This window comes from Hyphomicrobium sp. 1Nfss2.1, from assembly GCF_965243865.1.
Classification (GTDB): domain Bacteria; phylum Pseudomonadota; class Alphaproteobacteria; order Rhizobiales; family Hyphomicrobiaceae; genus Hyphomicrobium_A.
Window position 1 is genome coordinate 3,096,416 of record NZ_OZ251603.1, and the last position, 19,226, is coordinate 3,115,641.

General features: G+C 61.3%; 19 protein-coding genes and 1 tRNA gene. 13 read left to right on the forward strand and 7 right to left on the reverse strand.

The window, feature by feature from the left end:
• The first annotated feature begins 33 nt into the window (after window positions 1-33).
• From ACP15D_RS15030 to ACP15D_RS15045, 4 genes are all read left to right on the forward strand, one after another.
• Window positions 34-849, forward strand: coding sequence for a glycosyltransferase family 25 protein (locus ACP15D_RS15030; protein ID WP_424958250.1), 816 nt, complete (start codon window positions 34-36; stop codon window positions 847-849).
• Window positions 850-855: 6 nt separating this feature from the next.
• Window positions 856-1,608: a ceramidase domain-containing protein gene (locus tag ACP15D_RS15035; protein ID WP_424958251.1), complete on the forward strand. Its 753-nt coding sequence runs from the start codon at window positions 856-858 to the stop codon at window positions 1,606-1,608.
• 31 nt (window positions 1,609-1,639) lie between these two features.
• Window positions 1,640-1,726, forward strand: a tRNA-Leu gene (locus ACP15D_RS15040).
• Between the two features lie 327 nt (window positions 1,727-2,053).
• Window positions 2,054-2,623 carry a hypothetical protein gene (locus tag ACP15D_RS15045; protein ID WP_424958252.1) on the forward strand — a complete coding sequence of 190 codons (570 nt, stop codon included), beginning with the start codon at window positions 2,054-2,056 and terminating at the stop codon, window positions 2,621-2,623.
• A gap of 86 nt (window positions 2,624-2,709) precedes the next feature.
• Here the strand turns inward: ACP15D_RS15045 and ACP15D_RS15050 are convergent, their stop codons facing one another.
• Together ACP15D_RS15050 and ACP15D_RS15055 are read right to left on the reverse strand one after the other, a co-directional pair.
• The gene (locus ACP15D_RS15050) at window positions 2,710-2,853 is read right to left on the reverse strand and encodes a hypothetical protein (protein ID WP_424958253.1); all 144 of its coding nucleotides are present in this window, start codon (window positions 2,851-2,853) and stop codon (window positions 2,710-2,712) included.
• Between the two features lie 27 nt (window positions 2,854-2,880).
• Window positions 2,881-3,129 carry a helix-turn-helix domain-containing protein gene (locus tag ACP15D_RS15055; RefSeq protein WP_424958254.1) on the reverse strand — a complete coding sequence of 83 codons (249 nt, stop codon included), beginning with the start codon at window positions 3,127-3,129 and terminating at the stop codon, window positions 2,881-2,883.
• A gap of 489 nt (window positions 3,130-3,618) precedes the next feature.
• Here ACP15D_RS15055 and ACP15D_RS15060 point away from each other — a divergent pair, with 489 nt between their 5' ends.
• Window positions 3,619-3,960, forward strand: coding sequence for a helix-turn-helix transcriptional regulator (locus ACP15D_RS15060; protein WP_424958255.1), 342 nt, complete (start codon window positions 3,619-3,621; stop codon window positions 3,958-3,960).
• Complete coding sequence (locus ACP15D_RS15065) at window positions 3,950-5,218, forward strand: type II toxin-antitoxin system HipA family toxin (protein ID WP_424958256.1); 1,269 nt, start codon at window positions 3,950-3,952, stop codon at window positions 5,216-5,218. The genes ACP15D_RS15060 and ACP15D_RS15065 overlap by 11 nt, the downstream gene beginning before the upstream one ends.
• A gap of 453 nt (window positions 5,219-5,671) precedes the next feature.
• Here ACP15D_RS15065 and ACP15D_RS15070 read toward each other — a convergent pair whose 3' ends face one another.
• Entirely contained in the window at window positions 5,672-7,012 is a 1,341-nt protein-coding gene (locus tag ACP15D_RS15070; protein WP_424958257.1) for a PQQ-dependent sugar dehydrogenase, read from the reverse strand.
• Window positions 7,013-7,019: 7 nt separating this feature from the next.
• Window positions 7,020-8,855, reverse strand: coding sequence for a pyrroloquinoline quinone-dependent dehydrogenase (locus tag ACP15D_RS15075; RefSeq protein WP_424958258.1), 1,836 nt, complete (start codon window positions 8,853-8,855; stop codon window positions 7,020-7,022).
• Between the two features lie 266 nt (window positions 8,856-9,121).
• Here ACP15D_RS15075 and ACP15D_RS15080 point away from each other — a divergent pair, with 266 nt between their 5' ends.
• Window positions 9,122-9,607 (forward strand): cupin domain-containing protein, encoded by a 486-nt coding sequence (locus tag ACP15D_RS15080; RefSeq protein ID WP_424958259.1) that lies wholly within the window; start codon window positions 9,122-9,124, stop codon window positions 9,605-9,607.
• A gap of 120 nt (window positions 9,608-9,727) precedes the next feature.
• Here ACP15D_RS15080 and ACP15D_RS15085 read toward each other — a convergent pair whose 3' ends face one another.
• Complete coding sequence (locus tag ACP15D_RS15085) at window positions 9,728-10,408, reverse strand: pentapeptide repeat-containing protein (RefSeq protein WP_424958260.1); 681 nt, start codon at window positions 10,406-10,408, stop codon at window positions 9,728-9,730.
• Window positions 10,409-11,019: 611 nt separating this feature from the next.
• Between ACP15D_RS15085 and ACP15D_RS15090 the strand changes: the two genes are divergently transcribed.
• Window positions 11,020-11,178: a hypothetical protein gene (locus ACP15D_RS15090; RefSeq protein ID WP_424958261.1), complete on the forward strand. Its 159-nt coding sequence runs from the start codon at window positions 11,020-11,022 to the stop codon at window positions 11,176-11,178.
• A gap of 305 nt (window positions 11,179-11,483) precedes the next feature.
• On the opposite strand, the gene ACP15D_RS15095 is transcribed toward ACP15D_RS15090, so the two are convergent.
• Complete coding sequence (locus tag ACP15D_RS15095; protein WP_424958262.1) at window positions 11,484-12,020, reverse strand: cytochrome b; 537 nt, start codon at window positions 12,018-12,020, stop codon at window positions 11,484-11,486.
• A 153-nt stretch (window positions 12,021-12,173) separates the two neighbouring features.
• Window positions 12,174-12,374 (reverse strand): hypothetical protein, encoded by a 201-nt coding sequence (locus ACP15D_RS15100; protein WP_424958263.1) that lies wholly within the window; start codon window positions 12,372-12,374, stop codon window positions 12,174-12,176.
• 475 nt (window positions 12,375-12,849) lie between these two features.
• Between ACP15D_RS15100 and ACP15D_RS15105 the strand changes: the two genes are divergently transcribed.
• From ACP15D_RS15105 to pedF, 5 genes are all read left to right on the forward strand, one after another.
• Window positions 12,850-15,084, forward strand: coding sequence for a TonB-dependent siderophore receptor (locus ACP15D_RS15105; protein ID WP_424958264.1), 2,235 nt, complete (start codon window positions 12,850-12,852; stop codon window positions 15,082-15,084).
• 523 nt (window positions 15,085-15,607) lie between these two features.
• Window positions 15,608-17,515 (forward strand): methanol/ethanol family PQQ-dependent dehydrogenase, encoded by a 1,908-nt coding sequence (locus ACP15D_RS15110; RefSeq protein WP_424958265.1) that lies wholly within the window; start codon window positions 15,608-15,610, stop codon window positions 17,513-17,515.
• Between the two features lie 158 nt (window positions 17,516-17,673).
• Entirely contained in the window at window positions 17,674-18,324 is a 651-nt protein-coding gene (locus ACP15D_RS15115; RefSeq protein ID WP_424958266.1) for a pentapeptide repeat-containing protein, read from the forward strand.
• Window positions 18,321-18,773, forward strand: a complete 453-nt coding sequence (locus ACP15D_RS15120) for a hypothetical protein (protein WP_424958267.1) — start codon at window positions 18,321-18,323, stop codon at window positions 18,771-18,773. The genes ACP15D_RS15115 and ACP15D_RS15120 overlap by 4 nt, the downstream gene beginning before the upstream one ends.
• 15 nt (window positions 18,774-18,788) lie before the next feature.
• Complete coding sequence (gene pedF, locus ACP15D_RS15125) at window positions 18,789-19,217, forward strand: cytochrome c-550 PedF (RefSeq protein WP_424958268.1); 429 nt, start codon at window positions 18,789-18,791, stop codon at window positions 19,215-19,217.
• The last annotated feature ends 9 nt before the right edge of the window (window positions 19,218-19,226 follow it).

The window sequence follows — 19,226 nt, forward strand, 5'->3', positions numbered from 1 at the left end:
GCAGTCGTGTATGAGGTCGGGGCGAGGCGAGACATGTGGGTATTCGTCATCAACCTCGACCGCGACCGCGATCGCCTCACCCGCATGATCGCCGAGTGCAATCGTGTCGGTCTGGCATTCGAGCGCTTCGCGGCCGTCGACGGCAGGCACCTCGAGGCTGATCTGCGCGATCAGTTCTTCGACGGCGACACGCCCCACGAGGCGGGTTTCACGCCCGGCGAGATCGGCTGCTACGCCAGCCACCTGCGGCTGCATCGCCTGCTCGAGGATAGCGACAGTGAATTCGCACTCATCCTCGAAGATGACGTGCAACTCTCGGATGACTTGGTCGCCACCATCGAAGCCGCGGTGAGCGCGGTCGGCGACTGGGACATCATCCGCCTGTCGAACGCGACAAAATCAGTCGTGCAGCCCATCGCCCCGCTCGGCAACGGCCGCGAGCTCGTCCGCTACTGGACCGTCCCGAACGGCACGGGCGCGTATCTCATCAATCGCACGGGCGCGATCAAGTTCGCCGAGTCTATCGAAAAGCGCACGCTACCCGTTGATGAGGACATGCGACGGCCCTGGCGCTTTGGCCTCAACACCTACGGCGTGCTCCCGCCCCCGGTGGAACCGGACGTTTTCGGCGCCTCGCAGATCGACACCATGGGGCGCGACCGCAAGCTGTCCGCACGCGCCCGCTTCAAGGACGCTGCGCCAGCGCGAGACGCAGCCGCGCAGTTCCGCTATCGCCTCGAGCAATTCGGCGCGCGCGGCTATGTCCGGGCTCATCTTCGATCGCTGATGGCCTCGATCGTCAAGCGCGTGCGCGGACGCAAGGCCGCTGCCGCCCTCTATCGCCTCTGAGCACGCATGGATTGGAGCAAGGTCTATAGCTATTGCGAGCGCGGCGCCGACCCTTCGTTCTGGGCCGAGCCCCTCAATGCGATATCGAACGGGGCTTTCATCATTGCCGGCCTCATCGCCGGCTGGCAGCTTGCGCGTTCCCCACGCAAGGACTGGTCGCTGTTCGAGCGGTTGCTCGTCGTCCTCGTCATTTGCATCGGTATTGGCAGCTTCATGTTCCACACCTTTGCCACGGTGTGGGCTATCCCCTTCGACACCATCCCGATCTCGCTCTTCATGCTCGGCTACCTCGGCTATGCGCTCCGCCGTTTCGCCGGGGCACCATGGATCATCGTCATCGCCGCGCTGGTGGGCTTCTTCCTCAGTGTCCGCTACGCGCAGTCGATTCCCTGCTCCAACGAGCTGCTGCCCATGACGCGCGGCGCCGGCAAGCGCTGCTTCAATGGCACTCTCGGGTACACGCCGGCCTTCATCGCGCTCGTCCTGGTCGGCGCCGTGCTGCTGCTACAACGCCATCCCGCCGCGAAGTACCTTTTCGGAGGAGCCGCCCTGTTCCTCATCTCGATGACTTTCCGCACCATCGATCTGGAGGTCTGCCGTTGGATCATGCGTGGCGGCCGCGGTATCGGAACACACTTTTTGTGGCACACATTCAACGGGCTGTTGCTGTATGTGCTGCTGCTGGCAGCAATCCGGCATGGCGGTGGCCCGCGCAGTGCCTCGGGGGGCATTGCATCGCTAGCCCGAACCGCCCCATAAAGGCGCCCCTGACGGCTCCGACCCGGGCAAAGCGGACGTGGTGGAACTGGTAGACACACAGGACTTAAAATCCTGAGGCGGCAACGCCGTGTGGGTTCGATTCCCACCGTCCGCACCAATGATTTCAATGTGTTAGGTGGTGTGTGCTTTGTCCGCACCAGGTGAACATTCCGCGTCTAGCAACCAGCCAGCAACCACTTGGCGCAATTTCGCGCTCCGGTGTTTTCCCTTTGTTCCATGCGATTTTCGACCTCCGGAGCGATAATCCTGAGGCGGGAACTTGGGCCCGGCCGGAGGAGGGGGCGCGCCTTCGCGTGCCGGCTAGGGACGAAGTTCGGGACCACCCGCCGAACGGGTTGTCAGGCGCTCACCCCGCCGTTATCTCGGACATGAAAAAAGGGGGGCCGACCGTCACCGGTCGAAGAAGGCGGGCACCGAGCGCTTTATGGTCGGCTCGCAGGAGCTGGCTGCGGACGTCCTGAGCTTCTGGCAATGGAGTGCGTCTGATCTCGTCAGCAATACGATGAGAGGCGTGCTCGCCGAGTACATCGTAGCACCGGCACTGGGGATCGATGAGGGCGTGCGCCGAGAGTGGGATGCCTACGACCTAGTTCTCGGAGACGGAACCAAGGTTGAGGTGAAATCGGCAGCCTACATCCAGTCGTGGCATCAGAAGAAGCCCTCGACGATCCAGTTCGGAGTTGCTCGGAAGCGAGCATGGGACGCTGAGACAAACGTTGTGGCCGCCGAGCCTTGCCGGAGCGCCGATGTCTACATCTTTGCGCTGCTGGCTCACACCGACCGCGCGACGATCAATAACTCGGCATCAAGGTCTATTGCAGCTCTCGACCCGATTGAGTGCGCCAGGGTGCCGATCGACGGAACGAAGGCGCACCACCTGCAGTCTCTTTCGGCACACAGCGTCTGCCGCCCAACGTCCGCTGCTGCTGGCGATGAGACTTCAACCCTGTCAAGGGAGCATGATCGCGGTCGTGTCGCATGCGAGCCGGGTTGAACACCCTCTTGCAAATGACGACGAGGGCGAATTGCCCGGCTCTGGAAATAGACTGCCGTGTTTCTGTCGAAGTCATTTCCGGTTTCTCATATCGCATCTGTCTGACATTGGGGAGGCGCCAGTTTATCGAACAGCGCGATATGTTTCGGCTGAAGGTCGACGAGCGCGGCGAGTTGCTTGCGCGGCATGTACTTCTTCTGACGGATTGCCCTGATGCAATTCTTGGGCATATTCGAACCCTTTCTTTTGCCTGGGGTTCAGGCCGTTTTGGCGTGAGCGGCAGAGACGCCGGTGGAATACTCGGACGTCGAGGCGTACTTGCGTGCGATCCACGCGTTCAAATCCTCGATGGTGTAGAGAACCCGCGCGCGCAGCCCACGTCCTGCCTTCATGTAGCTCGGGCCAGTTCCCTGCACGCGGAGACGCTCCAGGGTGCGCGGCGACAGTCGAAGCACTTTCGCAGCCTCGATGGTCGTCAGTAGCCTGGGTGTGTGCATTGTGCTCATTGCGATCTCCTTCTGTTGCCAAAACTACTGGGACACCGGGTACGCCGGTGAAACGGTGGAGCTGCCCTTTCGACAGCCGACAAGATTGCCTTGCCGTTGCGTTCACCGGTCGCTCCATTTCTCGGCGTCATGTCACTCAATTTGAGGGGGGATCGGCTTCGGTGCGAAGGGTAAGACCCTTACCTGCCGTAGCTCGAGGCGACGCGTTGCCCGTCACGACGGCAAAATCGCCCGTTGTCCTGCGCAGCCCTTGCAGTTGCTGCCGGTCGCGCCGTTGGGAGGCGTCGCCCCCAAGGCAAAGTTTCTCGTAGAACTCGCAGGCCACGGTGCGGCGGTTGACCTGGCTCTTCCAGCCTTTGAGTTGATACCGCAAGAGCGCAAAAACGGCCGTTTTGCAACCTTGAGGTCGCAATCGTTGACTTAGGCGTCAATCATCGTGTACGATGCCTCAAGGTCGCAAAAGCCGAATGTCTGTAACGTTGAGGTCGCATGTCTGCCAGAAACCCGCTCCTTGCCGCGCCCCCGTACCCCGTCCAGCAAGCGCTTGAACGGCTCGGAAAAAATCTGCGCACGGCCAGGCTGCGCCGCAACCTATCGACCGAAGAGGCGGCGGCAAAAATTGGCACCAGCCGCCGGGTGGTTCACGACGCTGAAAGCGGGAAGCCCTCCACGGGCATCGCTGTCTACCTGGCCCTCCTGTGGGCGTACGGCCTTATCGATCAGATGGAGCCTGTCGCAGACCCCCTCAAAGACGACGAGGGACTGACGCTTGCCCGGGCGCGGGAGCGGACGCATGCCCGACGCACAGAGGCTCTGGACAATGACTTCTAGGAAGGCCAAGCGCTGCTATGTCTACATAACGTTGCCGGGCGAGCTGGAGGCAGTCACTGCCGCACGCTTCGAGTTGTCGGACGGTGTAGGAAAGCTCGTCTATGGCCGCTCGTACCTGGCGCGCAACAACGCGGTCGAGATCGATCCGGTAGAGCTCAAGCTGGGGACGCAGCAGTACGAGACTGCGTTGCTGAGGGGCGTGTTTGGCGCCCTGCGCGACGCCTCGCCCGACTATTGGGGACGGCTTGTCATCGACCGCGCCGCCGGCAAAGCGAAGCTGGACGAAGTCGACTATCTTATCCAGTCGGCGGACGATCGGGCCGGCGCGCTCGGCTTCGGGCACAATGAGAATCCGCCTGCACCCAAGCGCGATTTCAACAAGACGCTGGACCTTAAATCGCTGCAGGAGACAGCCCTCGCCCTGCTGAAAAACGACGGGAAGCTCAAGGGGTCCGAAGCGGTCCAGGCGCAAAAACTTCTGTTGCTCGGCACTTCCATGGGTGGCATGCGCCCCAAGGCGGTGGTGGAGGACAGCAAGGGTCTCTGGATCGCCAAGTTCAACAGGCCCGACGATCGCTGGAACAACGCCCGCGTCGAGCACGCCATGCTCACTCTTGCAAGGCGTTGCGGCATCGCGGCTGCAGAGAGCAGGGTGGTCAAGGTCGGCGACCGTGACATCCTTCTCGTCAAGCGCTTCGATCGCGAGAAGACGAAAGACGGCTATCTCCGCTCCCGCATGGTGAGTGGGCTCACGCTGCTGCGCGCCGACGACGTCGCCGGCGACCGGGCCAAGTGGTCATACCCGGCGCTGGCCGAGGAGCTGCGCCGCGTCTGCTCCGAGCCGCGCGAATCTGCAAACGAGCTGTTTCGGCGTATGGTCTTCAACGCGCTGATCAGCAATACCGACGACCATCCGCGTAACCACGCAATCATCGCCAGTGATCGCAGCTGGCAGCTATCGCCGGCCTACGACCTCACGCCGACCCCGTCGGCCGGCATGGAGCGCGATCTTGCGATGACGATCGGCGATTTTGGACGCCGAGCCACTGCGCAAAACCTCGTGACGCAGAGCGCCCGCTTCCTTCTTCTCAAAGAGCAGGCAGAGACGGTCGTCGCAAAGATGGAAAGGATTGTTCGAGGGCAGTGGGAAACGGTGGCCCGTGCCGCCAAGGTTACGGTCAAGGACTGCGCAACGATCCGCAACGCGCTGGAGAATGAGGGGTTTTCGTTCGAGGCTGGCGAGGCCGGTGCGCTTTAGCCTGCATGTGTTCAAAGGTACTCGACGCGATCGCTGCGCCTCAAAGTCAAGCGTCTGCGTTAGACGTGCAGAGGATCGATCAGTTTTGTTTGCCAGAGTGGGAACGGTCTGCCGAACGGGGTGTGCCGTCTCGGGACTCATATACGCGTTGGCGTATATTTATTTGATATGCGGACACGCGTATATTATCCTCATGACGACAATCGTCCGCCGCCATCGTCGCATTGCCGAGTTAACGGACATCTAGCTTGAGGGCCGCGCCACCGACGCTAAGCGATTTTGAGCGTCTGCTCTACGTTCACAATTGACCGCCTCTAAGGACCGTTTAGGAAGGTCACCACTTGAAGACCTCTGCCAGTGGGATTGCCGGGCAGTCTGTGTCGCACGAACCCATGCTTTCGAGCGCCGAATCGACTATGTGACGCGCCGTCAAGCTCCAGCCCGGACGTTCCATCACGGCTTTTCAACGAGGCGCCAGGCCTTGCCGGTGGTGCCGTAAGGACCAAACGTCTCGTTTGTCAGCACGTATATTTCGCCATCGTCATCTTCAGCGAGACTGACGATGCGGGCGTCGACCTGCAAAAGGCGTCTCAATTCCCGCAGCTGCCCGGGCTGCGGGTTGGGCTCCGCGACGAAGAGCTGGCCGGACGGCTCCTTGAATGAGGCGCTCCAGTCCGAAATCAGCAGCTTGCCGCGCAGTTGCTCTATCTCCTTCCCGCGGTACACACGCGCGCTGGTAATAGCGGTGCCGACGCCATCGATGCCGAGTCTCGTGTCAGGATGCGAGACCTGCATGTTGGGGTACTCGACAACCGGCAACTGAAGAGGCTGGCCTGAGGCGTCCGTCTTCACACATGCCTTCGGCGGCTGGCGCGGGTTCAACCTGTCGACGCAATGCGTGCCTTCGAGCAGCGGCCAGCCGAAATTCCCCGGCCCAGCCACGCGATAAGCCGATTCCCACAGCGTCTCGGCGACCGCCGTGACGTAGGAGGAGCCGTCGGCCCTGTCGAAAGCGAGCCGGAACGGATTGCGAAACCCTGAGGCCCAGACCTCCGGTCTCCCAAGCCCTGCCTGAGGTCCGGAGACGAAGGGGTTGTCGCGAGGTACTGCGTAGCCGGGAAAGCCGTGGTCGACATCGAGCCGCAGTATCTTGCCGAAGAGGGATTGGGTGTCCTGAGCAAGATGATCCCAGCTCAGCGCGGCGGCCGGAACGTCGAACGCCTCCCACTGCACCTTTTCGCCGACGCCATGCGAAAAGCCTCCATCGCCTAGCCCAACGTAGAGAAACCCGTCGGGCCCAAAGGCGAGCGCACCGCCGTTGTGCTTGCGGCTCGGCCAATCGAGCTCGATCAGTACGCGCTCGCTCTCAGGCACGACTTTGCTGAGATCACCCGGCGCTGTGGAGAGTTCGGAAATGCGCCGCGTGTAGTTCCAATTCTCAGGCGCACCGGGACGCAACGGCGCAGCATAGCTCACGTAGACACGGCCGTTGTTGGCAAAGTCCGGGTGCAATGCAAATCCGAGAAGACCGCGCTCCTCGAAGTCCTGCTCCAGCTTCCGCATGCGCGGCCGCAAATCGAGGAATGCCTCGTCGGCCAACTTGTTGTTCCGGTCGAGGACTTTGACGACCCCGTCCTGCTGCACGATGAGCTTGCGTCCGCTGCCGTCGGCCGGCTGCTCAAGATGCAACGGAGCCGTCAGTCCTTCAGCGACGGGTTCCAGGGCCAACGACTGGCAGTATGCTGGCGCTGAAGCGGATAGGAAGGCAAGCAAGCTCAGGAGTAGAATTCGCATCTCGGTGTCAATCCGCATCGGGCTTCTCTGGTGTGTCGGCGCTCGGCAAGCCGAATACAACAACCGCGCCGCCTTGACGGAAGCCCCATATCTGGCTCCCCCCCGCAGCCACGGCGATGTATTGCTCTCCGTCGATCTCGTAGCTGACCGGCGGCGCGTTGACGCCGGCTCCGCAGTTGAAGCTCCACAACCGGGCGCCGGATCCGGCATCGAAGGCGGAGAAGTCACCTTTACCTTCACCGGTGAACACGAGATCGCCGGCAGTCGCCAGGATACCGCCGACCAGTGGCTCGTCGGTTCGCGTCTGCCATGCGATGCGGCCCTTGCGCGACAGGTCGATGGCCGTCAGCGTGCCCCAATTCGCCTCTTGCGCGGGTTCGATAGTGAAGTATGGAACTGCCGGCTCATCGCCCTGCGCCGGCAGCTCTGCCGACCGGTAGATCATCGGAATATGCATGCCGGCGACATAGACAACACCACTCGTGGCATCCAGCGATGCGGGTGACCAGTTCGAACCGCCGGCTGGACCTGGCGTAATGCGCACGCCTTGCGGCGTCGGCGGTGCGAAGAGATTGGCCTGCGGAACGAAGGGGTCGGATTTGAACAGCAGCTCGCCACTGCGGCGGTCATGAACATAATACCAGCCGAGTTTGCTTGCCTGCCCGACTGCTGGAACCGTCTTTCCATCCACGGTGACTTCGAAAAGCGTGGGCGGACTGGCGACGTCATAACCCCATCGATCGTGCGGAACTTGCTGAAAGTGCCAAATGCGCTTTCCGGTTCTCGCGTCCAGCGCGACGAGCGCCACAGTGTAGAGATTGTCGCCCGGACGCGTACTGTCCTCTGCCTGGGGGGACGGATTTCCGACGCCGAAGTACAGCATGCCGGTTTTCGTATCGACAGCTGGCGTGTGCCAGATCGATCCGCCGCCGTGCCGCCACGCGTCCGCATACTTGCCAAGGTTGGCTTTCTCAGCAGCGATGTCTCGGTTGAGAGGAATTCCGTCCGTTGTTTCCGCGCGGAAGCTTCCCTCCCAGCCTTCCTGCGTCGTTTCGAATTTCCAAACCTGCTTGCCGCTCGCGGCGTCATAGGCTGCGAGGAAGCCTGGTTGACCGTAACGCCCGGCAACCCCAACCACCGCTCCCAGCGGCGCGCCGGCACGAGGACTGTCGAGATGGAGACCGTAGCCGACGCCGGTGATACCAACGATGACCTTGCCGTCGTAAGCCAGCGGCGCGATGACAGCCCCGGCACCCGTCGACCCCGTGATGTTCCTCGCATTGAGCGGATCATCCGCCGCAAGCACGTTTTTGTCCTCCGTGGACTCACCTGAGGAATTCGCCAGCGCAACGTCCCACACGGGCTTCCCGGTTCGCTGATCGAGCGCGACCAGACGGGCGTCGACGGTGGCGACAAAGACCTTCCCGTAGCCTATCGCTGCCCCGCGATTTGCCGGACCGCAGCAGGTCTTTTGCGACGCGCGCTTGTGCTCGTAACGCCAGCGTTCGCGACCCGTGCGCGCGTCCAACGCCACGACATTCGAGAACGGTGTTGTCAGATACATAACGCCATCGGCGACGAGGGGTGACGTCTGAAACGTCGCCGCTGTTCCGGTCTGATAGATCCACTTCGGCACTAGCTTCTTCACCGTGCCGGCGTTGATCTGATCGAGCGGCGAGAAGCGCTGCTGGCCGTAATCGCGCCCGTACGTCAACCAGTCGGAGCGACTGTCTGGCGCCGCGCTCAGCCGCGCATCGTCGACCTCCGCCGCCGTGGCCAGGGTTGCGACGCTGGCGAGGCAGCCAGCGATGCCCAGTACGATAGAATTCAGACGAAGCCGCAAGGCGTTCTCCAGGGCCAGTTCTTCTGCATAGCGAGACGAAGCCTAGTGGGCTGTCATCCCCTGGGAAGGGCGAAAAGCCTAAAATACTCCGGGAAATTCGCCTGCCCGAGCAACATGCACGCGCGGAAACCAAGGCGCGTCCAGTCAGGAAATTTGCCTGGCCTCCGTCAGGCAGATCGCCGTTGCAGTGACCAGCCCTCTGGCATCAATGAACGGGAGCGCCGCTATGCGCGAGTGCTGTTCACACCAGATCAATGGAGACTTGGATGAAAGTTCTACTGGCAGGGTTGGCGGGTGCAGGTCTGGCCGTCTTGGCGATCTTTGCCGTCGCGTCAGGCAATCAGATCGCGCGCTTGACTACGACAAAGATGGAAAACTTCGAGCTGGATAGCATCGCCTGGAAGGACGAGCCGTTGCTTCCCGGCGCAGCCCAGAGCGCACTTGTAATCGGCGACCCGAGCAAACCCGGCGTGTTCATGGCGTATCTCAAGTTCCCGGCGAACTATGAGATACCGGCCCACACGCATCCTTTCACCGAGGTGGTCACCGTACTGAAGGGCGCCGTCTGGAACGGCATGGGCGATAAGCTAGATCGCCAAAAGGGTGACAAGCTCGGCGCCGGCTCCAGCTTCACCCTACCTGACAACCACGCACACTATCTGTGGAACGAGGAAGAGAGCGTCGTCCTCCTGACCGCGACCGGTCCATGGAACATTACGTACATCAATCCTGCGGACGATCCGCGCAAGTGACGGCTCGACGAGCAGTGAAAAGCTCTGGCGTCCCAGTGGGGAGCTGAAGCTTTGCGTCACCTGTGCACTATGAGGCCAGGCGGCGTTCGACACATGGCCTTGGGTCGACGGGCGCCGCCATTAGCCCAAGCCTTTGGCACCCTCTAGCCGCGCCCCCTCGAACCTGGCCCCGGTAAGCACCGCCCCCTCGAAGTCCGCATACGAAAGATCAGCGCTCCGCAGATCGGCGGCAGTCAGATCGGCTTGGCGAAAGATGGCGCCCGTCAACGAGACGCCGCGGACGTCGACGCCCATCATCCTTGCAGATGAAAAATCACAGCGGGCCAATCCCGTCGTCGGCGGCCCGCCGTTATGCCTTTCCGCCCAGACGACAAAGCGAGCCCGCGACAGGTTCGCTCCCGTGAAGTCAGCGTCATCAAGGCGCGCGGTTACCGTCGCACCGCAGAGATTGACGAACCGCAGCGTCGGCACGTCGGCGGGGTTAAGGCTCATGTCGCTGTAGATGCTCGGCCTGCGGATCGATGCGCCCTCGAGGTTCGCATGTGACAGTCGAGCACGCGTCAGCGTGGAGCGGTCGAGCTTGGTGCGCGAGAGGTTTGATCCCTCCAGATTGCTGCGCGAAAGATCCGTGCCGAACAGATTGCAGCTGGAAAGATCAGCACGCTTAAAATCGAGGTCTGCTAGGTCGAGATCGGAGAGATCCGCATGAGAAAACTTGGGAGGCTCCTCGGCCGACGCCTTGAAGAGTGTCTCGACGACAGCACGCGCCGAAAGCTTCGGCGCGCTCCGGCTGAATGCCATCGGTGTCGGCAGGCTTGCGGCGAGGAGTAAGTTGAAAGCGCGCCTGCTAAGACCTGGGTGTTCTATCGCCGGCATGTGCTCGACCTCGCAATCATTGACCCAGGGTATAATTGCGCGCCGGCGGTGCTCCACAACGGCGATCCGCCTTGCAACCCTTGGGCAATTCTCCCGACCGCATTGCGCCAGCCCGATTGGCGCGCAGGCCTCCCCCGGTAAAAAGACGGATCAGACCTGCTAGTCGCAGCTACTTATGCCTCGATGACTTGCTGTCCGCTTCGCCGCGCTCAGCAAAGATGAATGATCTAGCTGCTCATGCCGGCTGTGCGAGTTGTGACGCACGCTCTCCGAAAATCGACTGATCGGCAGGAGTGCACATCGCGCCCTTGCCTAGGCACGCTCATTTGAGAACTAGAGGGCGGATAGTTTGTGCCTGCCGAGGTCGGCTCGGCCGAGTTGAACGAACCCGCTCGCGCGGGAGGGCGCTGCGCGCGAAGGTCTGAGCCAGCGGCTCAGGAAGCGCTAACCAACTGACCGGCGGACGGTAACGGAACGGGCGCTCCGTCTTGAGGATCGAGGGGTCAAGCACTCCAACCTCAAGACAGGAGACCCCGATGAGCGAGAAGCCCATCAGCCCGCTGCGCGCCCGCATGCTCGAGGACATGACGGTCGGCAACTTCGTGCCCGCCACCCAGCGGGAGTACATCCGCGCCGTCAAGAAGCTGGCCGCCTTCCTGAAGCGCTCACCCGACACCGCAACAGCGGACGACTAGCTTCTGATGCGTTGGGCTGAACGCACCACAAGATCATCGCCGCCCGCCGTGCTCCTGGGAAGCGACAGCCTACGCCTCGACGGAGAACCAAGCCTTATTCATGCCGTAGAGCTTCGATCGGGTTCAGTCGCGCGGCTTGGCGGGCCGGAAAATAGCCGAACACGATGTCGACTAGGGCCGAGAACGTAAATGCAAGCAAGCACGAGGCTGGGGTCAACAGTGAACGGTACCTGCAAGATCGTGGTGCCGAGCAGGGCAAGGCTAACAACCTTGCTCACGCTCACTTCCCCGACGTGACCCGACGATCAGTTCGCAAACCACATTCGTCGGATGAGACCGTCGCGGCGAATGAAGTGGTGATAGAGCGCCGCGCCGGTGTGCACAATGACCAAGACGATGAGGAGGCTTGCTCCGACGCCGTGGGGTATGTGCGGGGGATATTTATGAAAGTCCGGTAGCGAGCCGCCCACCCCGCCGAAGATGATGGGGGCGGCGCCGCTCAGCGCGAGCATACCGACGCCACTCGCTATCATCCCGAAGATCACAACGTAGAAAAGAAAATGCACCGCGTAAGCTGTGCGCTCCTGCCAACGAATGGAGCCGGCAACGGGGGCCGGCTTGCGATCGAAGCGCCACCACCAAACGAGTCGGCCTATCGTCAAGACCAGGACCGCCATCGCCATGGGTATGTGAAACCGCAGGATCTCGGCTTTAACCGCTGCCTCACCGGGACCGCCAGCGCGAAATCCCGAACCGATGAGAGCCAGGATAAGCGCCGCCGTGACCCAGTGAATTGATACAGCCACTGCCCCATAGCGATTTTCACTACTCTTCAACGTCATCGGGCGATCTCCCTCAAAGATGCAGCCCGAGCATTCGGGTCCAGATAGATGTTGGGGACGGCCACCTTTGGGAAGAGGTGCGAAACCTCAAAAGCGGCCTTCGACCACACCGCACGGCTTTGCTGCATTTCGCAGCTGTTTGCCACCTGCCGCTCATTTTTCAGCACGGCCGGCATCATCCATCGTCCCGTAGTCGCGCTCCCCGCCCTTGCGCGTCAGAGACTCGCTCACCGCGTCGAAGCCCACGCCCTTCGTAGAGATGGACGCGCTCTGGTTAGCCGTCTCCTGCGTGACCAGCATCGCTGCAGAGAAGCCGCCACCGTCGATGGAGAGTGAGATTTGGTTGTCCGTCATGCAGCTTGTGACAATACCGTTGGCATTGAACGTCCGCTCTTCACAGCAGACACCATTGTAGCATGAATGCCTCGGGCCTTGGGCTTCAACAGGAATGCCAGGTCACCACGGATCGGAGTTGCGGACCGCGCCTCCACCACACTTGCAGGGACGAGCAGGAAGCCTGGGGTACAGACGAACTCGATACGCTCGCCCTATATGGACGCGTGTTGTTTCCGACTTTGGTCCCAACGTTTCTCAACACTGCTGACCCGGGGTGGATGTGTGTCGAAACGTTGCGGAGGTGGTATGCGGTCGCCACGCGAACTTGCCCGTCGACCAGGGATGAGCCGCGGCCTCAGTTGTCGTTTTGCACCAGGAGGAATAGAACTCCAATATTTGTATACTTGTGGAGTAGACAAACTGCGGAGGCCGCCCCAAAGTTGCGGACGGCACCACCGTGGTGCCAGCGTCAAGTGTGCGTATCGGGGGTCTTATGTCGCGTTTGCGTGGTGTGGCGCGGTCGTCGTTGACGGTCGCGATGATGACGGTCGGCATTGCTGGAGTGAAGGCACAAGAGCCTCCATCATCAGCCCGACAGGAGCCGCAAGTAACGCCCCTGCCCCCAGTGACGGTCGAAGCTCAGAAAGAAATTCCGAAGAAAAAGGCCAAAGCGAAGTCCAAGCCGGCTAAGGCTGTTTCAGCGCCAAACGTGCCCACCGCCCCACAGCAATCGAAGTCGAATTCCACCCAGACCGAGACGGCAACTGGACCCGTGAAGGGCATCGTGGCCACGCGCAGCGCGACAGGCACCAAGACCGACACGCCGCTCATCGAAACGCCGCAGTCCGTTTCTGTGGTGACCGCTGATCGCATCTCGCAGCAGGCCGTCACCAGCCTCAATCAGGCTCTTGCGTACACTGCTGGCGTCATGCCGGCCATTTGGGGACTGGATACCCGGTTCGACTGGGTCAGTATCCGCGGCTTCGACGCCTACCAGCCCGGATATTTCACCGACGGTCTACTTGCCAGAAATAACAACACATGGGCCGTGGTGAAGGTCGAACCCTATGCGGCCGAGCGCATCGAGGTGCTGAAGGGACCTCCGTCCGTCCTCTACGGGCAAGGAAACGTGGGCGGCATGATCAACGTCGTCAGCAAACGCCCGCTCGATGAGCCGTTCAACGAGGTGCAGGTTCGAATTGGAAACAACAACCGCCTCGAGACGGATTTCGACTTCTCCGGTCCCGCCACCTCCGATGGCAAACTCCTCTACCGCCTCACGGGCGTCGTCGTCGACACCGACACGCAGATGGATTTCGTCGACGAGAAGGAAATGTTCATCGCACCGGCTCTCACCTGGAAGCCGGAGGCGGGCACGACCCTTACAGTGCTCGGCCAGTACCGCAAGGATGACACCGTCCCCTCGCCTGCAACATACCTGCCCACTCCGGATAGCAAGGTTCGCCCGAACCTATTCGTAGGCGAGCCGGATCACGACAAGTTCGAGCGCGAGCAATGGGCGGTTGGATACCTGTTCGAGCACCGCCTCGACAGCATCTGGAAGGTGCGCCAGAACCTGCGCTACACCTCCATCGACGTCGACTACAAGACCGTCTACGGCGTCGGCTCGTCCGCTAACGGCGCTACGCTCAATCGCGTTGCCTTCCGCTCTGACGAGACGGCCGATCTCTTCACGGTCGATAATCATGCTGAGGCAAAATTCGTCACTGGGAGCGTCCAGCACACGCTGCTGGCCGGCATCGACTACCAGCACAACCGGTACTCCATCCGTTCGGGCAGCGGGGCGGCGTCCCCGCTCGATCTGAGCAACCCCGTCTACGGCACCGATTTCGACGAACCGGCGATCACGACCGATGCGGGTACGGTTTTGGGCCAGACGGGCCTCTATCTGCAGGAGCAGGCGAAGATCGCAGAACGCCTCATCGTTACACTCGGCGGCCGCTACGACTGGGCTCGGACGGAACTCGACGACCGCAGCGACAACGATGCTGATCAGGAAAAGACCGATAAGGCGTTCACCTGGAGAGGAGCCCTTCTCTATCGTGACCCGAGCGGGCTAGCCCCATACTACAGCTACTCCGAGTCGTTCTTCCCGCAGAGCGCGTCAGGCGAACTATTCGAACCGGAAACGGGTCAGCAGCATGAGGTCGGCGTCAAGTACGAGATCCCCGGAATACGCAGTCTCTTTGGCGTCGCCGCCTTCGACATCAAGCGCCAGAACTACCTCACCTACGACCCGGGCGACAATTACGCCGCGAAAGCCACAGGCGAGATACATTCGCAGGGTATCGAATTCGAGGGTGCGGCAGATCCGTTGCCGGGCCTCGAGGTGCTCGCAACCTACACGTGGATACCCACGTTCGACATCACCAAGAGCAGCGACCCGAGCGAACTTGGACAGCGCTCGCCGATGGTGCCGGAGCACACGGCATCATTCTGGATGCACTACCAGTTGCAGGACGGCGCGTTCAAAGGTCTCGGCTTCGGCAGCGGTGTGCGCTACATCGGCGACAACCCTGGCTACCTGGGAACGGTAACGGCGCCGGACGTCACTCTGTTCGACGCTGCAATCGACTATGAGATCAATGACTGGCGTTTCGCCGTCAATGCGACGAACCTGACGGACGAGTATGTGATTAGCTGCTACAGCAGCTGTTACCTCGGCGAAACGCGCAAGGTCATCGCCTCCATTCGCCGCCGCTGGTGACCCGAGAACCCGGCGTCGGTCAGGCTCGCGGACGAAAGTGCCTGTTCGTCGGTCGATCTAGCGATCAATACGGGGTGCCGACCACAGCAACACGATCCCCGCGATCGCACCCTGTCGACGCTTGCCAAGCGGGCGCCGAGCAAGCGGATGCCCGCAATTGGCATTGATCGACCGAGGACAGCATATCGTCACCGATGCGCCGCATCGGCAGCGTCTGCCCCGCAGCGCTCCTCCCATTCTGAACTTCGGTTGCCGCACTCTGAGGCACAGTTGCGTCCTGAGCAGCGGCGAAGAACGTGGCTGAATCCGAAGAATTGCCAGTGCACCGCCCCATTTTTCGGGATTATTTCCCGCCAAAAAGTTCCAAGGTTGAATTCATTACTATACCTTCGTCGAACGAGGGGGCTGATTTGCATTTTAATTGCCCGAAAGGCGAATGGACGAAAGCGATAATTGCCTCATGTTGACGCACCGGGGCGTGCCAAATAGTAGCCCCTAGACAAAACGAATTGGGAGAAACGCCATGCAACGTCGACACCCCGCGCGGGGCGTCAGCGCGACGCTATTTGCCGCCGCTTCAGCTTTGGCAATCACAGCTGCAGTATGCAGTTTTCCAAGTGAATCCAAAGCAATAGACACAAGGCCCGTGACTTGGGAAGATATTTTGAATGATGAGAAAACTCCGGCAGATGTCGTTAGCTGGGGCATGGGCGTCCGCAATCATCGCTACAGCGACCTCGATAAGATCAATGTGAATAATATCGCCCATTTGAAGCCGGCGTGGTCGTTTTCATTCGGCGACGAAAAACAACGCGGCCAGGAAACGCAGGCGCTAATCCATGATGGCGTCATTTACGTCACTGCCTCCTATTCTCGCGCTTTCGCCCTCGACGCGAAAACCGGCAAAAGGCTCTGGAGCTACTCGCATCGCCTGCCTGACGACATTCGCCCCTGCTGCGACGTGGTGAACCGCGGCGCCGCCCTCTACGGCGACAAGCTGTTCATGGGCACGTTGGACGCGGGCATCGTCGCGTTGAACGTCAAGACGGGTAAGCCCGTCTGGTCCAAGAAGTTCGAGGATCACACCGCCGGCTACACGATGACCGGAGCGCCCTCGCTCGTGAAGGATCAGAAGACTGGCAAGGTGCTGCTGATTCACGGCTCTTCGGGTGACGAGTTCGGCGTTGTAGGTCGCCTCTATGCGCGCGATCCCGACACTGGTGAGGAAATCTGGATGCGTCCGCTCGTTGAGGGCCACATGGGCCGCCTCAACGGCAAGGACTCCACATACACCGGTGATCCAAAGGCGCCATCGTGGCCGAACAATAAGAACGGCGGCAAGGTCGAAGCCTGGAACCACGGTGGCGGCGCTCCCTGGCAGACCGCGACCTACGACGAGAAGACCAACACTATTGTCATCGGTACCGGCAATCCCGCGCCGTGGAACCATCACTATCGCTCCGGCCCGAACGGCGACTGGAAACCGTACGACAGTCTCTACACCTCCGGTCAGGTCTATATTGAGCCGTCGACCGGTGAGCCAGTCGGCTTTTTCCAGCACACGCCGAACGACGCTTGGGACTATTCGGGCAACAATCCGATCACGCTGTTCGAAATGGAGAAGGACGGCAAGATCGTCCGAGCCGGCGCCCATGCCGATCGCAACGGTTTCCTCTTCATCACCGATCTCGACAAGCTGACGGCGCGCGACGGCAAGATTTCCAAGCAGGCCGGTTCCGCGCTCGGCATCTATCCGATGGTGCCGAACATCTCCTGGGCAACGGGTTGGGATGTTGCGACGGGCCGTCCGCACGAGGTCGAGGGCCAGCGCCCACCGGCGCCTGCCAAGGGCGAAGCCAAAGGCAAGACCATCAAGGTGACGCCGAACTTCCTCGGCGGCACCAACTGGATGCCAATGGCCTACAGCCAGGACACCAAGCTGTTCTACATCCCGACCAACGACTGGACTGAGGACTACTGGACTGAGAACCTGGCCTACAAGAAGGGTGCTGCCTATCTTGGACAGGGCTTCCGCATCAAGCGCACGCACGATGATCACGTCGGTGCACTGCGCGCGATCGATCCGACCAACGGCAAGGTCGTCTGGGAGCATCTCGAGCCCATGCCACTTTGGGCCGGCGTTCTGACCACCAAGGGCGGTTTTGTCCTCACCGGCACCAGCGACGGCTACGTCAAGGCGTTCGACGCCAAGGACGGCAAGGAGCTGTGGAAGTTCCAGACCGGCTCGGGCGTCGTCTCGCAGCCCATCACGTGGGAGACGGACGGCAAGCAGTACATCGGCATCACGTCGGGCTACGGCGGAGCGGTTCCGCTGTGGGGCGGCGATATGGCTGATCAGACCAAGCAAGTAAGCCAGGGCGGCTCCTTCTGGGTCTTTGAGGTGCCGCACACCACTGCGTCGGCTCAGTAAGCCGCACGACGAGGTTCGAGCGGGTGCCCTTCGCTCAGGCCCGCTCGCCAAAGAGGCAGCCGGATACCGCCGAGGTGTCCGGCTGCCCTATCCGCGGCTTTCCGTCGTCAGGTCAGATTATGCATCAGCGCCGATCCTCGTTAGTCGCGGTTCTCCTGGTGACTGTGGCTTTCCCCGCAGTCGTAAGGAACGTGCACGCCCAGGACTACCCCGTCATCGAGAACAAGGAAGATCGCCCCGATCCGTGGGTGATCAACGGCTGCACGATCGCGCCAAAGACAGTGTGCAAAAACGCCGATCTCAGATTTGCCGACCTGAAGGACGCCAATCTCGAGGATGCCGACCTCGAAGGCGCTATGCTGGCACGTGCTGACCTGCGGCACGCCAATCTGCAGGGCGCCAACATGAAAGGCGCCAACCTCGATGGCGCACGCCTGGAGATTGCCTTTATGGCCCGCGCCAATCTCTCCGGCGCAACGATGAAAGGTGCCAACTTCACCTCGGCACGCATCGCCAAGGCCGACTTCTCCGGGGCCGATCTCACCGCCGCCAGTCTCGAAAATGCGATGGCGAAGGGCGCCCGCTTCAACGGCGCTCACTTCATCAACACCGATCTACAGGAGACCAAGCTCTACGAGGCCGATCTCTCCAACGCTGTTTTCGACGGCGTTCGCATCCGCTTTGCCATCTTCCAGGACGCATTGATGGAGGGCTGCAAAGGCTGCCCGCACGATTGGCAGACCGGAGCTGCAGTCTGGGACGCGGACGGATCCAAGTGGGAGCCGGCCGAGCCCACGGTCAAGCAATGACGACCAGACTCAATTCCGCGCGAGCGTTGCTCTTGTCGATACCATCATTCTTTTTGACTGCCTGTGTAACCTGGTGCGGGACAGTAAACGCGACCGCCACCACGGCAATCTCCGATTGCGTCTCCATTCGCGACGACGCCGGGCGCCTGGCGTGTTTCGACCGCGAAGCGCGCAAGCTCGTCGAGCCGCGTTTTTCTGGCCGCCTATCCAAGATTACCGAGCCGTTCTCCATCAGGCAGCCGACCCTACTCCGCTACCAGAGTGATGGGCCGATTTTCGTGCTCTACCTGAAGGCCGCCGACGGAGCGGTTGTTCAGAACCTGCACATCGGCGGCGGCGGCGAGGCCACGTACCGCATCGAACAGCCCGGCACCTACTTCCTCGACGTCAACGGCAGCGAGTCGTGGCGCATCTGGCTCGAACCCGAAGCAACATCCAAAGCGAACTAGAGAAGGTCAACCACTATGAGATTTCGTGCGTTCATCGGCGCATTCCTGGTGTTCGTGCTGCTTCCCGCGGCTGTTGTCTATGGACATGGCGACGCCGCCCCCCAGCCAGTTGACACCACTGGCCTTCCTCCGCTTGGCGATGCCTGGGTAGCTTCGAATCCATATCGCAACGACGCAAAGCTGCACGACACCGCCGTCGAGATCGGTTCACGCGGCTATAACTCCAACTGCGCGCGCTGCCATGGCCTCGAAGTGAAATCGGGCGGCATGGCGCCGGATCTGCGCGAGCTCGGCGAGGGAGAGACCGAGGACGCCTGGTTCATTACGCGCGTGCTCAACGGCGCGACAGTTGGTGGCCGCCAGAAGATGCCGCCGTTCCATGGACTGCTGAACCAGGAAGCGATCTGGGCGATCCGAACTTATATCGACGCACAGCCCAATTGAGATCAGCGG